Raw genomic sequence first — 19018 nt, 5'->3', positions numbered from 1 at the left:
CGGCGCGTCGCGATCGAGCATCGAGATCACAACGAGGAGACCCCCATGAGCCTGAACCGCCGCGCGCTGCTCGCGCTGTCGTCCGTTGTTTGCCTGCCGGGTGGGGTGCGCGCGCAAGCCGCGTGGCCGTCGCGGCCGCTGCGCATCGTCGTGCCCTTTCCGCCGGCCGGCACGACGGACCTGATGGCCCGCGCGATGGCGCCGGAACTGCAGAAGGCGCTGGGGCAGCCGGTGATCGTCGAGAACAAGCCGGGCGCGGGTGGGAACACCGGTTCCGCCGACGTGGCGCACGCGACCGATGGGCACACCTTGCTGATGGGCACGGTGGGCACGCATGCGATCAACCAGTCGCTGTATCCGAAGATGCCTTTCGATCCGGTGAAGGACTTCGCGCCGATCACGCTGGTGGCAGCGGTGCCCAACGTGCTGGTGATGAATCCGGCGAACGCGCAGAAGTACGGCATCCACAGCGTCGCCGACCTGGCGCGGGTGGCCAAGGCCAATCCGGGCAAGCTGAACATGTGCTCCAGCGGCAATGGCACCTCGATCCACCTGGCGGGGGAGTTGTTCAAGAGCCTGACGGGGACCTACATGGTCCATTTCCCGTACCGGGGGTCGGGTCCGGCGCTGCTGGACCTGATGGGCGGGAACATGGACCTGATGTTCGACAACCTGCCGTCGGCGCTGCCGCACATCAAGTCGGGCAAGTTGAAGGCGATCGCGGTGACGAGCGCGCGGCGCAGCGAGGCGTTGCCGGATCTGCCGACGATCGCCGAGAGCGGCTTGCCGGAGCTGAAGGGCTTCGAGGCCTCGTCCTGGTTTGGGTTGTTGGCGCCGTCCTCGCAGCCGGCGGACCAGGTGGCGCGGGTGCAGCGCGAGGCGGCGAAGGCGTTGGCGACGCCGGTGATGAAGGAGCGTCTGGCGAGTCAGGGCGCGGTGCCGGGCGGTGGTTCGAGCGCGGAGTTCGCCGCGCTCATCGCCAGCGAGACGGCCAAGTGGGCGAAGGTCGTGAAGGCGTCCGGCGCGAAGGTGGACTGATCAACTTCCCTTGCCCCACTCCCTCCCGCAGTCAGCGAACTCGGTGCAGTCAGTGACTTCGAAGCCGGCGGCACGGGGGCCCCTCGGCGCGAATTCCGAGCGGCGAGGAGGAGATTGAGCGACGAGGGGCCCCCGTGCCGCTGGCTGAGCGGCGTGCAAGGAGGGGTCCCATGCCGCCGGCTGAGCGACCGCCTCAGATCTTGAAGTCGTAGTCGATGGTCAACGGCGCGTGGTCGCTGAACCGCTGGTCGAGGTAGATGGCTTCGCGTTTGGCCAGGTGGGCCATGCCTGGCGTGGCCAGGTGGTAGTCCAGGCGCCACCCGACGTTCTTCGCCCAGGCTTGCCCGCGGTTGCTCCACCACGTGTACTGCTCGGCCTTGTCGTTGAGCGTGCGGAACACATCGACGAGCCCGATGTCCTTCTCGAGGAGTTTGGTCATCCAGGCGCGTTCTTCCGGGAGGAAGCCGCTGTTCTTCTGGTTGCCTTTCCAGTTCTTGAGGTCGATTTCCTTGTGGGCGATGTTGACGTCGGCCACGAGGATGAATTCGCGTTCGGCGCGCAAGGCCATGAGGTAGGGGTGCATTTCCGCGAGGAAGCGGAACTTGGCGGCCTGGCGTTCCTCTCCGCTGGAACCGCTGGGGAAGTAGCAGGAGATGAGGCTGAGTTTGCGGCCGGGCTTGTCGAAGCGTTTTTCGATCCAGCGGCCCTCGTTGTCGAACTCGGTGCTGCCGAAGCCGACGATCACGTCGGAGGGGGTTTCGCGGGTGTAGAGGCCCACGCCGGAGTAGCCCTTCTTCTGGGCGTAATGGAAGTGGCCGGAGAGGGTGTCGTAGCCGGCGAACTGGGATTCGACGACATCGGCCTGGGCCTTCAGTTCCTGGACGCCGACGACGTCGGCCTGCTGGGGCGGCAGCCAGTCGAAGACGCCCTTGGTGGCGGCCGAGCGGATGCCGTTGAGGTTGAGGGTGATGAAGCGCATGACGGGAGCCCCCTGGAAGAGGGCGGCAGTATCGCAAAGCCTCGGCGCGGAAGTTGGCAGGAGCGGACCGCGCCGGTGCCGCGCGGGGTGGGGGCTGGCGCACCGCTGGGAGGCCACGGCGTGACCCATTCCCGTTCGTCTGGGCGACCGGCGGCCGGATGCAGTGTTTGGGCAACACAAACCGCACCATGGTGGTGCGTGGGGTGACGCCTTTATGACGAACTTGCTAGATTCGCGTCCACCGCGCCATCGCGCACACACATTTTTGCCATTGCCCACCGCTGTCACCACGTGGCTGGGTCCGGCATCTCCCCGGTTTCTCATCCTCCCCCGGAGTTCATCCATGAATCGATTCGCCACCCAGCGCGCTGCCCTGCCGGCGCTGCGCGAGGCCGCCGCGGCTGTGTCGCTGGCCTTGCTCGCCTGGCCCGCGCTGGCCCAGGACGCCCAGACCGACGCCCCCGCCAAGGAAAAGGGCCAACTGGACACCGTGACCATCACCGCCGAGCGGCGCGTCGAGAACATCAAGGAAGTCCCGAACGCGGTCACGAAGATCTCCGGCGAGAAGCTCGACGTGCTGAACTCCGCCGGCCAGGACGTGCGCTTCCTGTCGGGCCGCGTCCCCAGCCTGAACATCGAATCGTCCTTCGGCCGCGCCTTCCCGCGGTTCTACATCCGCGGCTACGGCAACACCGACTTCCGCCTGAACGCGTCGCAGCCCGTCTCGCTGGTCTATGACGACGTGGTCCAGGAGAACCCGATCCTGAAGGGCTTCCCCGCGTTCGACCTGGCCGCCGTCGAAGTGGTGGCCGGCCCGCAGGGCACGCTGTATGGTCGCAACACGCCGGCCGGCGTGGTGAAGTTCGACTCGGTGAAGCCGTCGCAGCGCCAGGAGGGGTACCTCAACGTCTCCTACGGCACCTACGGCACGATGAACCTGGAAGGCGCCGCCAACGTGCCGCTGACCGGCGACTGGGCCGCGCGCATCTCCGCGCAGATCCAGCACCGCGACGACTGGGTGAAGAACCAGGTCCCGACCGGCAAGACCGGCGAGCTCGAGGGCTACGACGACCGCGCCATCCGCCTGCAGGCCCTGTACCAGCCGCACAAGGATTTCAGCGCGCTGTTCAACTTCCATGGCCGTGACCTGAAGGGCAGCGCGCGCCTGTTCCGTTCCTCGATCATCAAGCCGGGCACGAACGACCTGGTCGATGGCTTCGATCCGGAGAAGGCCTACACCGACGGCGTCAACGAGCAGACGCTGCACGCCACCGGCGGCAGCGCGCGCCTGCGCTGGGGCCTGGGCCAGGTGAACCTGTACTCGATCACCGGCTACGAGTCGGTGCGCCCGTTCAGCCGCGGCGACGTGGACGGCGGCTACATCTACGGCGGCACCAAGCCGTTCACGCAGGAAGGCCAGGCGAGCTTCCCGGCCGAGTCCTCGAGCTCGATGAGCGGCCATCGCCAGATCACGCAGGAATTCCGCCTCGAATCGGCGACGCCGGGCCCGCTGCGCTGGCAAGGCGGCCTGTACTTCTTCAACGAGCGCTACACCGCCCGCAGCACCGATTACACGACCTCCAGCGGCGCGGCCGCCGGCTACGTCGACACGTACCAGAAGAACACCGCGTGGGCGGCGTTCGGCTCGGTGAACTACGCGGTCACGCAGGACTTCTCGGTGCGCGGCGGCCTGCGCTACACGCACGACAAGAAGGACGTCAACGTCACCAGCAGCTACGCGGACCTGAACACCAGCACCGGCGTGTCGGCCAGCACCGCCGACAAGAAGTGGAACTGGGACGTGTCGGGCACCTATGCGCTGACCAAGGACACCAACCTGTACGCGCGCGTCGCGACCGGCTTCCGCGCCTCGTCGGTGCAGGGCGCGTCGCGCTTCGCCGGCCAGTCGCAGGCGACGCCGGAGAACGTGACCTCCTATGAGATCGGCGTGAAGTCGGACTTCTGGGATCGCCGCGCGCGCCTGTCGGCCAGCGTCTTCGACTACACCGTCAAGGACCTGCAGCTGACCGCCGTCGGTGGCCAGAACAACGCCAACCGTCTGCTGAACGCCAAGAAGGCCACCGGCAACGGCGTCGAGGTCAACCTGGAACTGCTGCCGGTCGACCAGCTGCTGATCACCCTGGGCGGCAGCCTGAACAACACCAAGATCCGCGACGCGAGCCTGTCGCTGCCGGCGTGCGGCGGCGGCTGCACGATGCTGGATCCGCTGGTGGCCGGTTCCACGACCAACTACAGCATCGACGGCAACGCCCTGCCGAACGCGCCGAAGTGGGTCGCCAACCTGACCGCGCGTTACTCGATCCCGACCCCGGCCGGCAACGAGTTCTACATCTACACCGACTGGGCCTACCGCTCGAAGGTGAACTTCTTCCTGTACGAGGCCAAGGAGTTCACCGGCAAGTCGCTGACCGAAGGCGGCCTGCGCGTGGGCTACGTGTGGAACAACGGCAAGTACGAGGTCGCGACCTTCGTCCGCAACATCACGAACCAGATCCGCGTGACCGGCGCGATCGACTTCAACAACAACACGGGCTTCATCAACGACCCGCGGACCTACGGCGTGCAGTTCAAGGCGCTGTTCTGATCGACGGCATCGCGGCATCGCGGCCTCCGGGCCGCGCCGCGCGAAGGCCTGCCCCGGCGACGGGGCAGGCCTTTTTCTTTGCGCCGAGTGTCAGTCCAGCGGTGGCAGGCGGCGCTTGACCGGCGACTTCTTGACGATCGCGGTGCTCGTCTGCGCATGCAGGTTGAAGGCGTCCAGCGCCACGTCGAGCTCGTCCATCGAGCGGACCTGCAGCCGCGCGAGGAAGCAGTCGTCGCCGGTGATGCGGTCGCACTCGATGACCTGCGGCGTCTCGATCAGCTGCTGCTCGACCACCTGCAGGTGCCCGGGCAGCGGGCGGATCCGCACCAGCGCCTGGAACTGGTAGCCGAACTTGCGGGCATCGATGTCGACCGTCGTGCCGATCAACTCGCCGCGTTCCTCCATCTTGCGCAGCCGCTCGGCCACGCTCGGCGCCGACAGCCCGCAGGCCTGCGCGAGCGATTTCAGCGATTGGCGCGCGTCCTGCGAGAGCAGGCGCAGCAACAGATGGTCGATGTCGTCGGTCATGGCGGCGGCCTCGAAGACGGTGAAAAGGAGAAAGCGCGGATTCGCCTTGATCCTAAAGGCCATCGCCTCCCTTTGCCTTCGTCATGCGCTGGAGAGCGCAGCCCTCAGTGGGAAGAATGAAGGCCATTCCCTTCACTTCCAAGGCGTTCCATGACCCGCCACCCCGGCTCCTTGTCCATGATCGTCGCGATGCTCATCTCCGGGACGATCGGCTGGTTCGTGCTCGCCGCCGGCGTGCCGGTGATGACCGTCGTGTTCTGGCGCTGCGTCATCGGCGCCGCGACGCTGGGCGTGGTCTGCGCGGCGCTGGGCCAGTTCCGGCGTGAATGGCTCGACCGGCGGGTCGTCCTGCTGAGCGTGCTCAGCGGTGTCGCGATCGTCTTCAACTGGGTGTTGCTGTTCGCGGCCTTCCCCCGCGCGTCGATCGCGATCAGCACGGCGGTCTACAACGTGCAGCCCTTCCTGCTCGTCGGACTGGCCGCGCTGTTCCTCGGCGAGCGGCTGATCTGGGTCAAGCTGTCCTGGCTGGCGGTCGCCTTCGCCGGCGTGGTCGCGATCGCCACCGCGCGCCAGCAGGCCGGCGCCACGGCGCCGGGCAGCGACTATCTCGGCGGCATCGCGCTGGCGCTGGGCGCCTCGTTCCTCTACGCGGTCACGGCGCTGCTGGTGAAGCGCCTGGCGGGCACGCCGCCGCAGCTGGTCGCGCTGATCCAGCTGATCACCGGCGCGCTGCTGCTCAGCGCCTGGACGCCGTGGCAGCACGCACCGATGGCGCCGTCCGGCTGGGCCAGCCTGGTCACACTGGGCATGGTCCACACCGGGTTGATGTACCTGCTGCTCTACGGCGCGATCCAGAAACTGCCCACCGCGATCACCGGCGCGCTGTCCTTCGTGTATCCGGTGGCCGCGATCGCGGTCGACTGGATCGCCTTCGGGCATCGACTGGCGCCGGTGCAGTGGGCCGGCGTCGCGGCCATCCTCGTCGCGGCCGCGGCGATGCAGCGTGGCTGGGTGCCGCGCTGGCCGGGCGCGGCGTCCGGGCAGTTCAAGGCCTTCAAGCCCTTCAAGCCCTTCAAGCGATAGGCAGGTCCGTCGTCGCGCGGCTCAGCGTGTCGTGCAGCGCGCGCACCGGCGCGACCTCGGGATGTTCCTCGGCGCCGCCGAACTCGCCCGCGAAGCGGCAGGCGGCGAAGCCTTCGGCGCGCTGGTCGTAGTCGGCGGACCAGGCGCGGCGGTCGTCCATCCGCGCCGGATTCACCGGCCAGGTGCCCGGCCGCGGCACGATGTGGCGCGCGATCCCCATGCGCCACGGCTTGCCGGTCAGCCGCGCCCGGAAGCAGCGCTGCGTCAGCGACAGTCGCTGGTACAGCCGGTCCGCGCCGAGCTCAGTCATCGCGGCCTGCGCCACCGGATCGGCCGGATCGAACGGCCGGTGCGTCACCAGCAGCCGGTAGCCGGCCGGCGTCTCGTACAGGCGGATGCGCCAGTCCTCGTGCGCCTTCAGGAAGGCGTCGACGCGCGCGCGGGTCAGCACCTGCGGCGTGCGGTCGTGGCGGCGGTTGAGCCGGTCGATCGTCCCGTGCAGCCAGATCGCCAGGATCACCGACGGGATCAGCACGCCCACCTGCCACCCCCATCCCCGTCCCCAGACGGCCAGCTGGATCCCGACGATCACGGCCAGGTAAAGGCCCGCCGACACCTTCGGCGGCAAGGTGGAGTCGGGCACGTCGACATCGATGAACAGCGCCGACGGCGTGTTCAGGCAATGCGCGCCGTAGGCGTTGCGGGTGATCACGCAGTCGCCGTGGCGCGCCAGGATCTCCTCGCGGATCGGCAGGCCGGCCTCGCCGTACGGGGTCTTGTATTCGCGCGGCGCGACCTTCTCGCCGGCCACGGCGCGGGCCATCGCCTCGGCGGCGCGCTCGTCGGCGTGGCATTGCGCGTCCACCTGGCCGAGGTCGGACCAGCCGAAGCGGCGGATCGTGCGCGGACGGCCGCCGACGCGAGCGCGCGCGCGGCCCTCGGCCCAAAAGGCGGGTACCAGCATCCCGGGGTCCTCCCTCGTGGTGATCTCGTGTCGATCGTCGTTTCCCGGGCCCGGACCATACCGGATAACGGCGACATCACCGCCAGGGAACGCGGCCTGCCCGGCGACCCCACGTCCTACAATTCCGCCCCAATTTCACTGTCACGTTCCGACGTCGCCCGCCATGACCCCTGCCGCTGCCCGCCCGGATGCCCTCGACGCCCTGGCCCAGGAATTCGTCGCCTTCGCCGTCGACGCCGGCGTGCTGCGCTTCGGCGAGTTCAAGACCAAGGCGGGCCGCCTGAGCCCTTACTTCTTCAACGCCGGGCTGTTCGACGACGGCCTGAAGCTGGGCCGGCTGGCGGCGTTCTACGCGCAGCGGCTGCTGGCCTCGGGCCTCGAGTTCGACATGATCTTCGGCCCCGCCTACAAGGGCATCACGCTGGCCGCGGCGGTGTCGATCGAGCTGGCGCGGCTGGGCCACAACAAGCCGTTCGCCTACAACCGCAAGGAAGCCAAGGACCACGGCGAGGGCGGCACGCTGGTCGGCGCCAAGGTGCAGGGCCGGGTGCTGATCATCGACGACGTGATCTCGGCCGGCACCTCGGTGCGGGAGTCGATCGCGATGATCCAGGCCGCCGGCGCCACGCCCTGCGGCGTGACCATCGCGCTGGACCGCCAGGAGAAGGCGGCCGAGAACGGCCAGGACCTGGCCTGGTCGGCGGTACAGTACGTGCGTGACCAGCTGCAGCTGCCGGTTGTCGCCATTGCGGGGCTCTCGGACTTGCTCCAGTATCTGCAGACCACCAGCAGCACCGCCGTCGCCGCCCATGCGGCGGCGGTCCATGCCTACCGCGATCGCTACGGAGTCTGATGCGCCCCTCGATCCCACGCCGCTTGCCGTCCCGACCGGTCGCGCCCTTGGCGCTCGCCGGCCTGCTGATGCTGGCCTGCGGCCTGACGGGTCCCGCCGCGGCGCAGAACAAGCCGCCGCCGGCGCCCACGATCTACACCTGCAACACGCCCGACGGCCGCCGGCTCACCTCCGACCGCCCGATCGCCGAGTGCCAGGCGCGTGAGCAGCGCATGCTGAATTCCGACGGCTCGGTCCGCAAGATGGTGCCGCCGGCGATGTCGCCCGAGGAGCAGGTCGCCGCCGACCAGCGCAAGCGCAACGAGGAAGTGCAGCGCGCCGCCCAGCAGGACGCGATCCGGCGCGACCGCAACCTGCTGCAGCGCTTCGCCGACCAGGCCGCCCACCAGCGCGCGCGCGAAGGCGCGCTCGACGACATCCGCGAGGCGATGCAGCAGTCCGAGAAGCGGCTGCAGGTGCTGGCGACCGAACGCAAGCCGATGCTCGACGAGGCCGAGTTCTACAAGGGCAAGCGCCTGCCGCTGAAGCTGCAGCACCAGCTCGACACCAACGAGGCCGCCGCCGCCGCGCAGCGCGAATCGATCGACAACCAGAAGGCCGAGATCGTGCGCGTGAACAAGCTCTACGACGAGGAACTCTCGCGGCTCAAGCGGCTGTGGGCGGGCGCGGCGCCGGGCTCGTTGGACAACAAGCCCGCGGCCTCCGGCGCGTCGCAGGCGCCGCCGGCGAAGCCGCCGGTGCAGGCCTCGCCGGCCAGCGGACGCTGAACGGGACACGGTCCCGGGCCGCATCCGCGGGCGCGTTTCGACGCACCGACCGCGGCAAAGAAAAAGGGGGCCGGTCAGCCCCCTTCGTTCAAGCGCGGAGCTTCTTCAAGCGCCGAGCTTCTTCTTCAGCAGCTCGTTGACGGCGGACGGATTGGCCTTGCCCTTGGTCGCCTTCATCGCCTGGCCGACCAGCGCGTTGAACGCCTTCTCCTTGCCGGCGCGGAACTCCTCGACCGACTTGGCGTTGGCCGCGAGCACCTCATCGAGGATGCGCTCGAGCTCGCCCGTGTCGCTCATCGGCTTGAGGTCCTTCGCCTCGATGAAGGCGTCAATCGCGCGCATCGATTCTTCGAAGGAGCCGAAGACGCCATCGAAGGAGTCCGACTGCTTCCAGGCGGCTTCGAACACCTGCTTGGCCGAGTTGTTGGAGAGGGTGCCGTCCTGGATGCGCTTGATCAGCGCGGCCAGCAGCGCCGGCGTCACCGGCGCGTCCTCGATCGAGCGCTCCTCGGTGTTGAGCCGGCGCGAGACCTCGCCCATCACCCAGTTCGCCACCAGCTTGGGCGCGCCGCAGCCGTCGCGCGCGGCTTCGTAGAAGCGCGCCGTCGCCAGGCTCTGCGTCATCATCGTGGCGTCGTAGGCGGGCAGGCCGTCGGCCTCCTGGAAGCGCGCGGCCATCACCGTGGGCAGCTCCGGCATCTCGCCGCGCACGCGCTCCACCCATTCGGGCGCGATCATCAGCGGCGGCAGGTCCGGATCGGGGAAGTAGCGGTAGTCGGCCGCGTCCTCCTTCGTGCGCATCGAGCGGGTCTCGCCGGTGTCCGGGTTGTAGAGCACCGTCGCCTGCTGGATCGACAGGCCGTCCTCGATCTGGTCGATCTGCCAGTTGACCTCGTAGTTCACCGCGTCGACCAGGTAGCGGAAGCTGTTCAGGTTCTTGATCTCGCGCCGCGTGCCGAAGGGCTCGCCGGGCTTGCGCACCGACACGTTCACGTCGCAGCGGAACGAGCCTTCCTGCATGTTGCCGTCGCAGATGCCCAGCCACATGACCAGCGCGTGCAGCGTCTTCGCGTACTCGACGGCCTCGGCGCCGGAGCGCATCTCGGGCTCGGAGACGATCTCCAGCAGCGGCGTGCCGGCGCGGTTCAGGTCGATGCCCGACTGGCCGTGATAGTCCTCGTGAAGGCTCTTGCCGGCGTCCTCCTCCAGGTGGGCGCGGGTGAGGCGGACGGTCTTCTTCTGGTCGCCGACGAAGAACTCGATCTGGCCGCCCTGCACGACCGGGATCTCGTACTGGCTGATCTGGTAGCCCTTGGGCAGGTCGGGGTAGAAGTAGTTCTTGCGCGCGAAGATCGACAGCGGCGCCACCTTCGCGCCGACCGCCAGGCCGAAGCGGATGGCGCGCTCCACCGCGCCGCGGTTGAGCACCGGCAGCGTGCCGGGCAGCGCCAGGTCCACCGCGCTGGCCTGCGTGTTGGGCGCCGCGCCGAACGCGGTCGACGAGCCGCTGAAGATCTTCGAGACGGTCGAGAGTTGGACGTGGTTCTCCAGGCCGATCACGACCTCGTAGCCCCGCACCAGTTGGCTGTTCTTGCTCATGACGTTCACACCCCCGCCGGCATCTGGCGGTGCCAGGTCGTGGCCTGCTGCAGCGCATGCGCGGCGTGCAGCAGCGTGCCTTCCTTGAAGTAGTTGCCCAGCAGCTGCAGGCCCACGGGCATGCCGCCCTCGCCCAGGCCCACCGGCACGCTCATGCCGGGCAGGCCGGCCAGCGAGCCCGGCAGCGTGAAGATGTCGGCCAGGTAGGCCTTGACCGGATCGTCCGCGCCCTCGCCCTGCTTCCACGCCACCGTCGGCGCCACCGGGCCGGCGATCAGGTCGCAATGCTGGAAGGCCTGCTGGAAGTCGTCCGCGATCATGCGGCGCAGCTTCTGCGCCTGCAGGTAGTACGCGTCGTAGTAGCCATGCGAGAGCACGTAGCTGCCGATCATGATCCGGCGCTTGACCTCGGCGCCGAAGCCTTCGGCGCGGGTCTTCTCGTACATGTCGATCAGGTTGCCGTAGTCCTTGGCGCGGTGCCCGAACTTCACGCCGTCGAAGCGCGACAGGTTCGAGCTCGCCTCGGCCGGGGCGATGATGTAGTAGACCGGGATCGCCAGCTCGGTGCGCGGCAGCGACACGTCCACCAGCGTCGCGCCGAGCTTCTCCAGCTCCGCCAGGCCGGCGCGCACGGCGCCGTCGACGTCGGCCGACAGCGCGGCCGGGAAGAACTCCCGCGGCAGCCCGATGCGCAGGCCCTGCAGAGGCCGCGCGGCGGTCGCGCCCTCGCGCGGCGCCAGCATCTGCGCGCTGAAGTCCTGCGGCGGCTGCTGCACGCTGGTGGCGTCGCGCTCGTCGAAGCCGCTCATCGTCGACAGCAGCAGCGCGCAGTCCTCGGCCGAGCGCGCGAACACGCCGGCCTGGTCCAGGCTGGAGGCGAACGCGATCATCCCGTAGCGCGAGCACACGCCGTAGGTCGGCTTGATGCCGGTGATGCCGGAGAAGCTGGCCGGCTGGCGGATCGAGCCGCCGGTGTCGGTGCCGGTCGTCGCGGGCACCAGGCCCGCGGCCACCGCCACCGCCGAGCCGCCCGAGGAGCCGCCCGGCACGCGGGTGCGGTCCCAGGGGTTGAGCGCCTTGAAGTAGGCGCTGTTCTCGTTGGCCGAGCCCATCGCGAACTCGTCGCAGTTCAGCTTGCCCAGCGAGACGGTGCCGGCGGCGTTCAGCCGCTCGACGACGGTGGCGTCGAACGGGCTCAGGTAGCCCTCGAGCATCTTCGAGCCGGCCGTGGTCGGCATGTCGCGGGTGACGAAGATGTCCTTGTGCGCGAGCGGCACGCCGATCAGCGCGCCCTCGTCGCCGCGGGCCAGCCGGGCGTCGGCGTCCTGGGCGCGGGCCAGCGCGTAGGCCTCGTCGATGTGCAGGAAGGCGCCAAGGTCCTTCGCGGCGGCAACACGCGCAAGCAGATGTTGCGTCAGTTCGGTGCTGGAGACGGTCTTGGCGCGCAGCGCGCGGCCGAGCTCGGCCACGCCCAGGAGATGCAGGGGCTGGGTCATTCGATGACTTTCGGGACCAGGAACAGGCCGTCCTCGACGGCGGGGGCGCTGCGCTGGTTCAGCGCGCGCTGGTCGCTCTCGGTGACGCGGTCCTCGCGCAGCCGCAGGGCGACTTCCTGGATCGCCGACAGCGGCGTGTACAGGGGATCGACGCCGCTGGTGTCGACCGCCCCCATCTGTTCGACGATCGAGAAGAAGCCGTTGAGCTGCGGCAGCAGCTCGGCCTGCTCGTCGCCGGAAAGTTCCAGCCGGGCCAGTTTGGCGATCCGGCTGACGTCGTCGTGGGTGAGTGCCATGGGGATTGAAACGCTTACGGATGGCTTGCAGACGGGCCAAACCAGAGGGTGATCAGTTATTATCCCCGCTTATCTCCATGGGCCGGGGCTGCATCTGCAGCCTCGTTGCTTATGGCAAGGAATCTCGCTCGCGCGGACGCCGCCGGTCCGCGCGGTTACCCGACCCGAACCGCCTCGAATCGCAGCCGCCCGGACAGAACGCAGACGAACGCCGCCTGATGCCGTCGAATGCCGCCGATTGCGTGTAGTTCGACGTTGACCGGCGGCTCCAGGTGCCGAAGCGTCCTGTCCAGGCCTTGCCCATACACATGCTCGCCTCCCTGCGCCGCTATTTCTCCACCGATCTCGCCATCGACCTGGGCACCGCCAACACGCTGATCTACGTCCGCGGAAAAGGCGTGGTGCTGGATGAACCCTCGGTCGTCGCCATCCGCCACGAAGGCGGTCCCAACGGCAAGAAGACGATCCAGGCCGTCGGCCACGAGGCCAAGGCCATGCTGGGCAAGGTGCCCGGCAACATCGAGGCGATCCGCCCGATGAAGGACGGCGTGATCGCCGACTTCGTGGTCACCGAGCAGATGATCAAGCAGTTCATCAAGATGGTGCACGACACCAAGCTGCTGCGTCCCTCGCCCCGGATCATCATCTGCGTCCCCTGCGGTTCCACGCAGGTCGAGAAGCGCGCGATCCGCGACGCCGCGCTGGGCGCCGGCGCCTCGGAGGTCTACCTGATCGAGGAACCGATGGCCGCGGCGATCGGCGCCGGGCTGCCGGTGTCGGAGGCGTCGGGCTCGATGGTCATCGACATCGGCGGCGGCACCACCGAGGTCGGCGTGATCTCGCTGGGCGGCATGGTCTACAAGGGCTCGGTCCGCGTCGGCGGCGACAAGTTCGACGAGGCCATCATCAACTACATCCGCCGCAACTACGGCATGTTGATCGGCGAGCCGACGGCGGAGTCCATCAAGAAGAACATCGGCTCGGCCTTCCCCGGCTCCGAGGTCAAGGAGATGGAGGTCAAGGGCCGCAACTTGAGCGAAGGCGTGCCGCGCAGCTTCACGATCTCGAGCAACGAGATCCTGGAAGCGCTGACCGACCCGCTCAACCAGATCGTCTCGGCGGTGAAGAACGCGCTGGAGCAGACGCCGCCGGAACTGGGCGCCGACATCGCCGAGCGCGGCATGATGCTGACCGGCGGCGGCGCGCTGCTGCGCGACCTGGACCGGCTGCTGGCCGAGGAAACCGGCCTGCCGGTGCTCGTCGCCGAAGACCCGCTGACCTGCGTGGTGCGCGGCTGCGGCATGGCGCTCGAGCGCATGGAACGCCTCGGCTCCATCTTCACCAACGAGTAAATCGACGCGGCCCCTCGGGCCGCTTCGCGTTGAATCTCCTCTGCTGAGATCGTCATGCCTCTCGGCACACTGGATCGCAACCCGCCGCCGCTGTTCAGGGAAGGCCCGTCCGCGCTGACGAAACTCGCCTTCTGCGCGGCGCTGGCCATCTTCCTCATGGTCGCGGACTCCCGCTTCCAGATCACCGCCCCGGCTCGCGCCGGGCTCGCCCTCGCGCTGCATCCGCTGCAGCGCGCGCTGCTCGCGCCGGTCGACGCCTGGGAACAGGCCGGCGACTACGCCCGCGGCATGGAGAAGGCCACCGAGGCCGAGAACCAGGCGCGCCAGCAACTGGCCTCGCAGGCCGTCATCCTCAGCCGCGCCGCGCAGCTGCAGGCCGAGAACACCCGGCTGCGCGCGCTGCTCGACCTGCGCGAGGCGATGCCGGTGAAGAGCCTGGCCGCCGAGGTGCTCTACGAGGCGCCCGATCCCTTCTCCCGCCGCATCGTCATCGACCGCGGCAGCCATCGCGGCGTGCGCCTGGGCGCCCCCGTGGTCAACGACGCCGGCGTGCTCGGCCAGGTGACGCGCGTCTATCCGCTGTCCGCCGAGGTCACCCTGCTCACCGACCGCGAGGCCACGATCCCGGTGCTCAACACCCGCACCCAGCAGCGCGGCGTCGCCTACGGCGGCGAGCGCGGCGTGATGGAGCTGCGCTTCATCGCCGCTAACGCCGACATCAAGGCCGGCGACGCGCTCGCGACCTCGGGCCTGGACGGCCTGTATCCGCCGGGCCTGCCGGTGGCCAAGGTGATGGAGGTCGAGCGCCGCGGCGACACCAGCTTCGCCCGCGTCGGCCTGGCGCCGGTGGCGCAACCCGACAGCGCGCGCCACGTGCTGGTGCTGGAACCGCTCGAGGGCCAGGAAGCCGCCCGCACCGAGGCCGCGCAGGAGGCGGCCAGCGCCGCCAATGCCGCCGCGTCCGAGGCCGCCGCCCGGCCGCGCCGCGCCGCGTCGGCCGCCGCGTCCGGCCCCAGAGGAGGCAACCGATGATCATGCCCCGCGGCGCGAGCCAGCTGCTGCTGCCCGCCAACCCCCTGTTCATCGCGTTCAGCCTGGTGCTGGGCCTGCTCATCGACATGGTGCCGGTCGGCCGCCAGCCGTGGATGCCGGACGTGCTCGCGCTGGTGCTGGTGTTCTGGAACGTCCATCAGCCGCGCCGCGTCGGCGTGGGCTGGGCCTTCGTGTTCGGGCTGATGATCGACGTCCACCATGGCGCGCTGCTCGGCCAGCACGCGCTGGCCTACAGCCTGCTGGCCTTCGGTGCGGTCGCGCTGCACCGCCGGCTGCTGTGGTTCTCGCTGGGCGCGCAGGCGCTGCACGTGCTGCCGCTGTTCGTCCTCGCGGCGGCGATCGCGGTGATCGTGCGCCTGCTCGTCGGCGGCATGTGGCCGGGCTGGAGCCTGGTGCTGGCGCCGGTGCTGCAGGCCGCGCTGTGGCCGATCGCCGCGGCGCTGCTGCTGGCGCCGCAGCGCCGCGCGCCGGATCCCGACGCGCACCGCCCGCTGTGACCGCGGCGATCCCGGGCCCGCGATGACCGTCATCAAGAACCTCCAGGCGGAGCTGAGCCGATTCCGGCTGCGGCTCGTGGCGGCGGCGGTGTTCGTGCTGTTCTGCTTCGGCCTGCTGGTCGCGCGCCTGACCTACCTGCAGATCACGCAGCACGACGTGCTGCTCGAGCGCGCCGAGACCAACCGCGTCTCCGTCGTGCCCATCGTGCCCAACCGCGGCCTGATCGTGGATCGCAACGGCGTCGTGCTGGCGAGCAACTACTCGGCCTACACGCTGGAGATCACGCCGTCCAAGGTGCCCGACCTGGAGCGCACGATCGACGGCCTGTCCGCCGTCATCGAGATCCAGCCGCGCGACCGCCGCCGCTTCAAGCGGCTGATGGAGGAGAGCAAGAACTTCGAGTCGCTCCCCATCCGCACCAAGCTGACCGACACCGAGGTCGCGCGCTTCGCCGCGCAGCGCTTCCGCTTCCCCGGCGTGGACATCAAGGCGCGGCTGTTCCGCAGCTATCCGCTGGGCGACGTCGGCGCGCACCTGCTGGGCTACATCGGCCGCATCAACCAGGCCGAGAAGAAGGCGATGGACGACTGGTCCGAGGAGGACGTCGCCAACTACCGCGGCACCGAGTACATCGGCAAGCTCGGGCTGGAGCAGGCCTACGAGCGCGAGCTGCACGGCCAGACCGGCTTCGAGGAAATGGAAACCAGCGCCGGCGGCCGCGCGGTGCGCCGGCTGCGCAACCGCCCGCCGACGCCGGGCAACACGCTGCACCTGTCGATCGACATCAAGCTGCAGGCGCTGGTGGAGCGGCTCTTCGGCGAGCGCCGCGGCGCGCTGGTCGCGATCGATCCGCGCAACGGCGAGGTGCTCGCCTTCGTCTCCAAGCCGACCTTCGATCCCAACCTGTTCGTCGACGGCATCGATGCCGACAGCTGGCGCGACCTCAACGAGGACATCGACAAGCCGCTGCTCAACCGCGCGCTGCGCGGCACCTATCCGCCGGGGTCGACCTTCAAGCCCTACATGGCGATGGCCGCGCTGAACACCGGCAAGCGCGCCGCCAACGTGGTGATCCAGGACAACCTGACCTACAGCTTCGGCGGCCGCGTCTTCGGCAGCGCGACCGGCGACCGCGCCGGCGCCAAGGACATGCGGTTGGCGATCGTCACCTCGTCCAACGTCTACTTCTATTCGCTGGCCAACGAGATGGGCGTGGACCTGATCCACGACCAGCTCGAGCCCTTCGGCTTCGGCCGCAAGACCGAGATCGACCTGCTCGGCGAGGTCACCGGCATCCTGCCCAGCACCGAGTGGAAACGGCGCGCCTACAAGCGCCCCGAGCAGCAGAAGTGGTACGCCGGCGAGACCATCTCGCTGGGCATCGGCCAGGGCTACAACAACTTCACGATGCTGCAGCTGGCCACCGCGATGTCGACGCTGGCCAGCGGCGGCGAGCGTTACCGGCCGCGCCTGGTGCGCGAGATCGAGGACGTGGTCAAGCACGCGCAGCGGCGCACCGCCAGCGACGCGCTGGAGCCGCTGGCGCTGCGACGGACCGATGTCGACGTGATCCGCAACGCGATGCACGACGTGACGCTGGAGGGCACGTCGCGGATGGTGTTCGCCGGCGCGCAGTACCAGAGCGCGGGCAAGACCGGCACGGCGCAGGCGGTGGGCCTGCGCGCCGGCCAGACCTACAGCAGCATCAAGGCCGACGAGCGCAAGCGCGACCACTCGCTGTACATCTCGTTCGCGCCGTACCAGTCGCCGACGATCGCGCTGGCGCTGATCGTCGAGAACGCCGGTTTCGGCTCCGAGTCGGCCGCGCCGATCGCGCGCCGGGTGTTCGACTACGTCCTCACCGGCACCTACCCGAGCGAAGAGGACATCGCCAAGGTGCGGCTCGGCCAGGTCGGCGCGCCGATCGGCACGCCGCGCCGCGTCGACGACGTCCCGCTGCCCGGCGCCACCGCGGCGAGCGCGCCGGACGTCGCCGCGTCGGCCACCTCGGCCGCCTCGGCGCCCGCCGGATCGCCGGGGCCGAAGCCCGCGGCGCCGGCCTCGTCCACGCTGGCCGCGATCGCCGGCGCCGCCGCTGAACGCCGCGTGACGCCCGCCGCGCCGCGCCCCAACCCGGGAGCCTCACGATGAGCGCCGTCTTCAGCAAACCCAGCCTGCTTCAGCGCCTGAAGCCGCTGTTCCAGGGCTTCGACCTGCCGCTGCTGCTGGCGATGTTCTGGCTGATGGGCCTGGGGCTGATGTGCATGTACTCGGCCGGCTACGACCACGGCACGCGTTTCGTCGATCACGCCCGCAACATGGTGCTGGCGATGGGCGTGCTGTTCGTGACGGCGCAGGTGCCGCCGCAGCGGTTGATGCAGCTGGCGCTGCCGCTGTACGCGGTGGGCGTGACGCTGCTGGTCGCGGTGGCGCTGTTCGGCATCACGAAGAAGGGCGCGACGCGCTGGCTGTACGTGGGCACGCAGATCCAGCCGTCGGAGCTGCTGAAGATCGCGGTGCCGCTGATGCTGGCGTGGTGGTTCCAGAAGCGCGAGGGGCAACTGCGGTTGCCCGACTTCATCGCCGCCTTCGTGCTGCTGGCGGTGCCGGTGGGCCTGATCGCCAAGCAGCCGGACCTGGGCACGTCGCTGCTGGTGCTGGGCGCGGGCCTGTACGTGATCTTCTTCGCCGGGCTGTCGTGGAAGCTGATCATCCCGGCGCTGGTGCTGGCGGGCGCGGGCATCACCGCGCTGGTGTTCAGCGAGGACCAGATCTGCCAGCCCGACGTGAAGTGGGTGGTGCTGAAGGACTACCAGAAGGACCGCGTCTGCACGCTGCTGGATCCGACGAAGGACCCGCTGGGCAAGGGGTTCCACATCATCCAGGGCGAGATCGCGATCGGCTCGGGCGGCGTGACCGGCAAGGGCTTCATGAAGGGCACGCAGACGCACCTGGAGTTCATCCCGGAGCGGACCACCGACTTCATCTTCGCCGCCTATGGCGAGGAGTTCGGCCTGATCGGGGCGCTCGCGCTGCTGGTCGGGTTCACCGCGCTGATCCTGCGCGGGCTGGCGATCGCGCACGAGGCGCCGACCTTGTTCTCGCGGCTGCTGGCCGGCGCGATCACGCTGAGCTTCTTCACCTACGTGTTCGTCAACATGGGCATGGTGACCGGCATCCTGCCGGTGGTGGGCGTGCCGCTGCCGTTCATCTCGTACGGCGGCACGGCGATGGTGACGCTGGGGCTGTCGCTGGGGATGCTGATGTCGATCGCCAAGAGCCGCGGGGGCACGCAGCGCTGATCAGGCGGCGCGTTCGAGGTTCGCGAAGACGACCTCGCCCGCCACGGCCAGGTCGATCGACGCGAGGTGCACGACGTCCGCGGCCGTGTAGCGGAACACCTCCCAAGCGCCGTCCTCGCAGCGGCGATGGACTTCGGTCGTGAGCTTCTCGACGTCGACCAGCATGTACTCGCGCAATGCCGTCATGCGCCGATAGCGCGCGAACTTCCCCTTCCGGTCGAACGATTGCGTGCTCGGCGACAGGACCTCGACAACAAGCGGCACGTTCGATTTGCCGCGCGGCTTGGCCTGGTCTTCCTTCCCGCAGGTGACGAAGACATCGGGCACGAGGCAGTTCGACTCGTCGACGTGAACCGCCAGACCGAAGTAGGCCGTGCAGGCAGTGCCCTTCAAATGTTGGCGAAACTCGATCCAGAGGTTGCCCGAGACCGTCTGATGCCGATCGATCCCTGTCTCCATCACGACGACGAAGCCATCGATCAACTCGTATCGCTTGTCGTCTTGGGAATCCCACACAAGGAATTCATCGGTCGTCATTCGCATCGTCGTCGTCGTCGAAAGGGGATAGGCCATCGGGCACCTGCTTCAGTCGGAAGAGAAGCGGT

At 69.1% G+C, this 19018-nt stretch carries 17 protein-coding genes; 10 read left to right on the top strand and 7 right to left on the bottom strand.

Translation table 11 applies throughout. From position 1 onward, the window contains the following. Positions 1 to 45: 45 nt before the first annotated feature. Positions 46 to 1038: a tripartite tricarboxylate transporter substrate binding protein gene (locus N5D62_RS13500; RefSeq protein WP_279758340.1), complete on the top strand. Its 993-nt coding sequence runs from the start codon at positions 46 to 48 to the stop codon at positions 1036 to 1038. A gap of 193 nt (positions 1039 to 1231) precedes the next feature. Here N5D62_RS13500 and N5D62_RS13495 read toward each other — a convergent pair whose 3' ends face one another. Continuing rightward, positions 1232 to 2017, bottom strand: coding sequence for an exodeoxyribonuclease III (locus N5D62_RS13495; RefSeq protein ID WP_279758390.1), 786 nt, complete (start codon positions 2015 to 2017; stop codon positions 1232 to 1234). 343 nt (positions 2018 to 2360) lie between these two features. Between N5D62_RS13495 and N5D62_RS13490 the strand changes: the two genes are divergently transcribed. Further along, positions 2361 to 4622, top strand: coding sequence for a TonB-dependent receptor (locus N5D62_RS13490; protein WP_279758339.1), 2262 nt, complete (start codon positions 2361 to 2363; stop codon positions 4620 to 4622). Positions 4623 to 4712: 90 nt separating this feature from the next. On the opposite strand, the gene N5D62_RS13485 is transcribed toward N5D62_RS13490, so the two are convergent. Further along, on the bottom strand, positions 4713 to 5150 hold the full coding sequence (locus N5D62_RS13485; protein WP_279758338.1) for an Lrp/AsnC family transcriptional regulator: 438 nt from the start codon (positions 5148 to 5150) through the stop codon (positions 4713 to 4715). A 150-nt stretch (positions 5151 to 5300) separates the two neighbouring features. Between N5D62_RS13485 and N5D62_RS13480 the strand changes: the two genes are divergently transcribed. Continuing rightward, a complete protein-coding gene (locus N5D62_RS13480; protein WP_279758336.1) occupies positions 5301 to 6233 on the top strand; it encodes a DMT family transporter in 933 nt (310 codons plus the stop codon). Here N5D62_RS13480 and N5D62_RS13475 read toward each other — a convergent pair. Beyond that, positions 6223 to 7197, bottom strand: a complete 975-nt coding sequence (locus N5D62_RS13475) for a hypothetical protein (RefSeq protein ID WP_279758335.1) — start codon at positions 7195 to 7197, stop codon at positions 6223 to 6225. The two genes, N5D62_RS13480 and N5D62_RS13475, sit on opposite strands and share 11 nt — an antisense overlap. 163 nt (positions 7198 to 7360) lie before the next feature. Here N5D62_RS13475 and pyrE point away from each other — a divergent pair, with 163 nt between their 5' ends. Next, positions 7361 to 8050, top strand: coding sequence for an orotate phosphoribosyltransferase (pyrE, locus tag N5D62_RS13470; RefSeq protein WP_279758334.1), 690 nt, complete (start codon positions 7361 to 7363; stop codon positions 8048 to 8050). A 23-nt stretch (positions 8051 to 8073) separates the two neighbouring features. After that, complete coding sequence (locus tag N5D62_RS13465) at positions 8074 to 8817, top strand: hypothetical protein (RefSeq protein WP_279758333.1); 744 nt, start codon at positions 8074 to 8076, stop codon at positions 8815 to 8817. A gap of 105 nt (positions 8818 to 8922) precedes the next feature. Here N5D62_RS13465 and gatB read toward each other — a convergent pair whose 3' ends face one another. From gatB to gatC, 3 genes are read right to left on the bottom strand one after another with little or no spacing between them, the layout of a single operon-like run. Next, positions 8923 to 10416: an Asp-tRNA(Asn)/Glu-tRNA(Gln) amidotransferase subunit GatB gene (gene gatB / locus N5D62_RS13460; protein ID WP_279758332.1), complete on the bottom strand. Its 1494-nt coding sequence runs from the start codon at positions 10414 to 10416 to the stop codon at positions 8923 to 8925. Between the two features lie 5 nt (positions 10417 to 10421). Beyond that, on the bottom strand, positions 10422 to 11912 hold the full coding sequence (gatA, locus tag N5D62_RS13455) for an Asp-tRNA(Asn)/Glu-tRNA(Gln) amidotransferase subunit GatA (protein WP_279758331.1): 1491 nt from the start codon (positions 11910 to 11912) through the stop codon (positions 10422 to 10424). Further along, positions 11909 to 12208, bottom strand: a complete 300-nt coding sequence (gene gatC, locus N5D62_RS13450; protein ID WP_279758330.1) for an Asp-tRNA(Asn)/Glu-tRNA(Gln) amidotransferase subunit GatC — start codon at positions 12206 to 12208, stop codon at positions 11909 to 11911. The genes gatA and gatC overlap by 4 nt, the downstream gene beginning before the upstream one ends. Positions 12209 to 12516: 308 nt before the next feature. Here gatC and N5D62_RS13445 point away from each other — a divergent pair, with 308 nt between their 5' ends. From N5D62_RS13445 to rodA, 5 genes are read left to right on the top strand one after another with little or no spacing between them, the layout of a single operon-like run. Continuing rightward, positions 12517 to 13560: a rod shape-determining protein gene (locus N5D62_RS13445; protein ID WP_067065883.1), complete on the top strand. Its 1044-nt coding sequence runs from the start codon at positions 12517 to 12519 to the stop codon at positions 13558 to 13560. 54 nt (positions 13561 to 13614) lie between these two features. Continuing rightward, positions 13615 to 14592, top strand: a complete 978-nt coding sequence (gene mreC, locus N5D62_RS13440; RefSeq protein WP_279758329.1) for a rod shape-determining protein MreC — start codon at positions 13615 to 13617, stop codon at positions 14590 to 14592. Beyond that, positions 14589 to 15110 carry a rod shape-determining protein MreD gene (gene mreD / locus N5D62_RS13435; RefSeq protein ID WP_279758328.1) on the top strand — a complete coding sequence of 174 codons (522 nt, stop codon included), beginning with the start codon at positions 14589 to 14591 and terminating at the stop codon, positions 15108 to 15110. The genes mreC and mreD overlap by 4 nt, the downstream gene beginning before the upstream one ends. A gap of 22 nt (positions 15111 to 15132) precedes the next feature. Further along, positions 15133 to 17262, top strand: coding sequence for a penicillin-binding protein 2 (gene mrdA, locus N5D62_RS13430; RefSeq protein WP_279758327.1), 2130 nt, complete (start codon positions 15133 to 15135; stop codon positions 17260 to 17262). Further along, positions 17259 to 18413 carry a rod shape-determining protein RodA gene (gene rodA / locus N5D62_RS13425; protein WP_279758326.1) on the top strand — a complete coding sequence of 385 codons (1155 nt, stop codon included), beginning with the start codon at positions 17259 to 17261 and terminating at the stop codon, positions 18411 to 18413. The genes mrdA and rodA overlap by 4 nt, the downstream gene beginning before the upstream one ends. On the opposite strand, the gene N5D62_RS13420 is transcribed toward rodA, so the two are convergent. Continuing rightward, complete coding sequence (locus tag N5D62_RS13420; RefSeq protein WP_279758325.1) at positions 18414 to 18986, bottom strand: Uma2 family endonuclease; 573 nt, start codon at positions 18984 to 18986, stop codon at positions 18414 to 18416. Positions 18987 to 19018 lie beyond the last annotated feature (32 nt).

The sequence above is a fragment of the Mitsuaria sp. GD03876 genome (assembly GCF_029840635.1).
Taxonomy (GTDB): Bacteria; Pseudomonadota; Gammaproteobacteria; order Burkholderiales; family Burkholderiaceae_C; genus Roseateles.
Note: the sequence above shows the minus strand (reverse complement) of the source record. Positions and strands in the feature narration are given on the sequence as shown.

Excerpts from the sequence above, each read along its gene's own strand:
- gatA (WP_279758331.1), bottom strand. The coding sequence starts at position 11,912 with ATGACCCAGCCCCTGCATCTCCTGGGCGTGGCCGAGCTCGGCCGCGCG.
- mrdA (WP_279758327.1), top strand. The coding sequence starts at position 15,133 with ATGACCGTCATCAAGAACCTCCAGGCGGAGCTGAGCCGATTCCGGCTG.
- N5D62_RS13475 (WP_279758335.1), bottom strand. The coding sequence starts at position 7,197 with ATGCTGGTACCCGCCTTTTGGGCCGAGGGCCGCGCGCGCGCTCGCGTC.
- N5D62_RS13485 (WP_279758338.1), bottom strand. The coding sequence starts at position 5,150 with ATGACCGACGACATCGACCATCTGTTGCTGCGCCTGCTCTCGCAGGAC.
- N5D62_RS13490 (WP_279758339.1), top strand. The coding sequence starts at position 2,361 with ATGAATCGATTCGCCACCCAGCGCGCTGCCCTGCCGGCGCTGCGCGAG.
- mreC (WP_279758329.1), top strand. The coding sequence starts at position 13,615 with ATGCCTCTCGGCACACTGGATCGCAACCCGCCGCCGCTGTTCAGGGAA.
- N5D62_RS13495 (WP_279758390.1), bottom strand. The coding sequence starts at position 2,017 with ATGCGCTTCATCACCCTCAACCTCAACGGCATCCGCTCGGCCGCCACC.
- pyrE (WP_279758334.1), top strand. The coding sequence starts at position 7,361 with ATGACCCCTGCCGCTGCCCGCCCGGATGCCCTCGACGCCCTGGCCCAG.
- N5D62_RS13500 (WP_279758340.1), top strand. The coding sequence starts at position 46 with ATGAGCCTGAACCGCCGCGCGCTGCTCGCGCTGTCGTCCGTTGTTTGC.
- mreD (WP_279758328.1), top strand. The coding sequence starts at position 14,589 with ATGATCATGCCCCGCGGCGCGAGCCAGCTGCTGCTGCCCGCCAACCCC.
- gatC (WP_279758330.1), bottom strand. The coding sequence starts at position 12,208 with ATGGCACTCACCCACGACGACGTCAGCCGGATCGCCAAACTGGCCCGG.
- N5D62_RS13445 (WP_067065883.1), top strand. The coding sequence starts at position 12,517 with ATGCTCGCCTCCCTGCGCCGCTATTTCTCCACCGATCTCGCCATCGAC.
- gatB (WP_279758332.1), bottom strand. The coding sequence starts at position 10,416 with ATGAGCAAGAACAGCCAACTGGTGCGGGGCTACGAGGTCGTGATCGGC.
- N5D62_RS13480 (WP_279758336.1), top strand. The coding sequence starts at position 5,301 with ATGACCCGCCACCCCGGCTCCTTGTCCATGATCGTCGCGATGCTCATC.
- rodA (WP_279758326.1), top strand. The coding sequence starts at position 17,259 with ATGAGCGCCGTCTTCAGCAAACCCAGCCTGCTTCAGCGCCTGAAGCCG.
- N5D62_RS13420 (WP_279758325.1), bottom strand. The coding sequence starts at position 18,986 with ATGGCCTATCCCCTTTCGACGACGACGACGATGCGAATGACGACCGAT.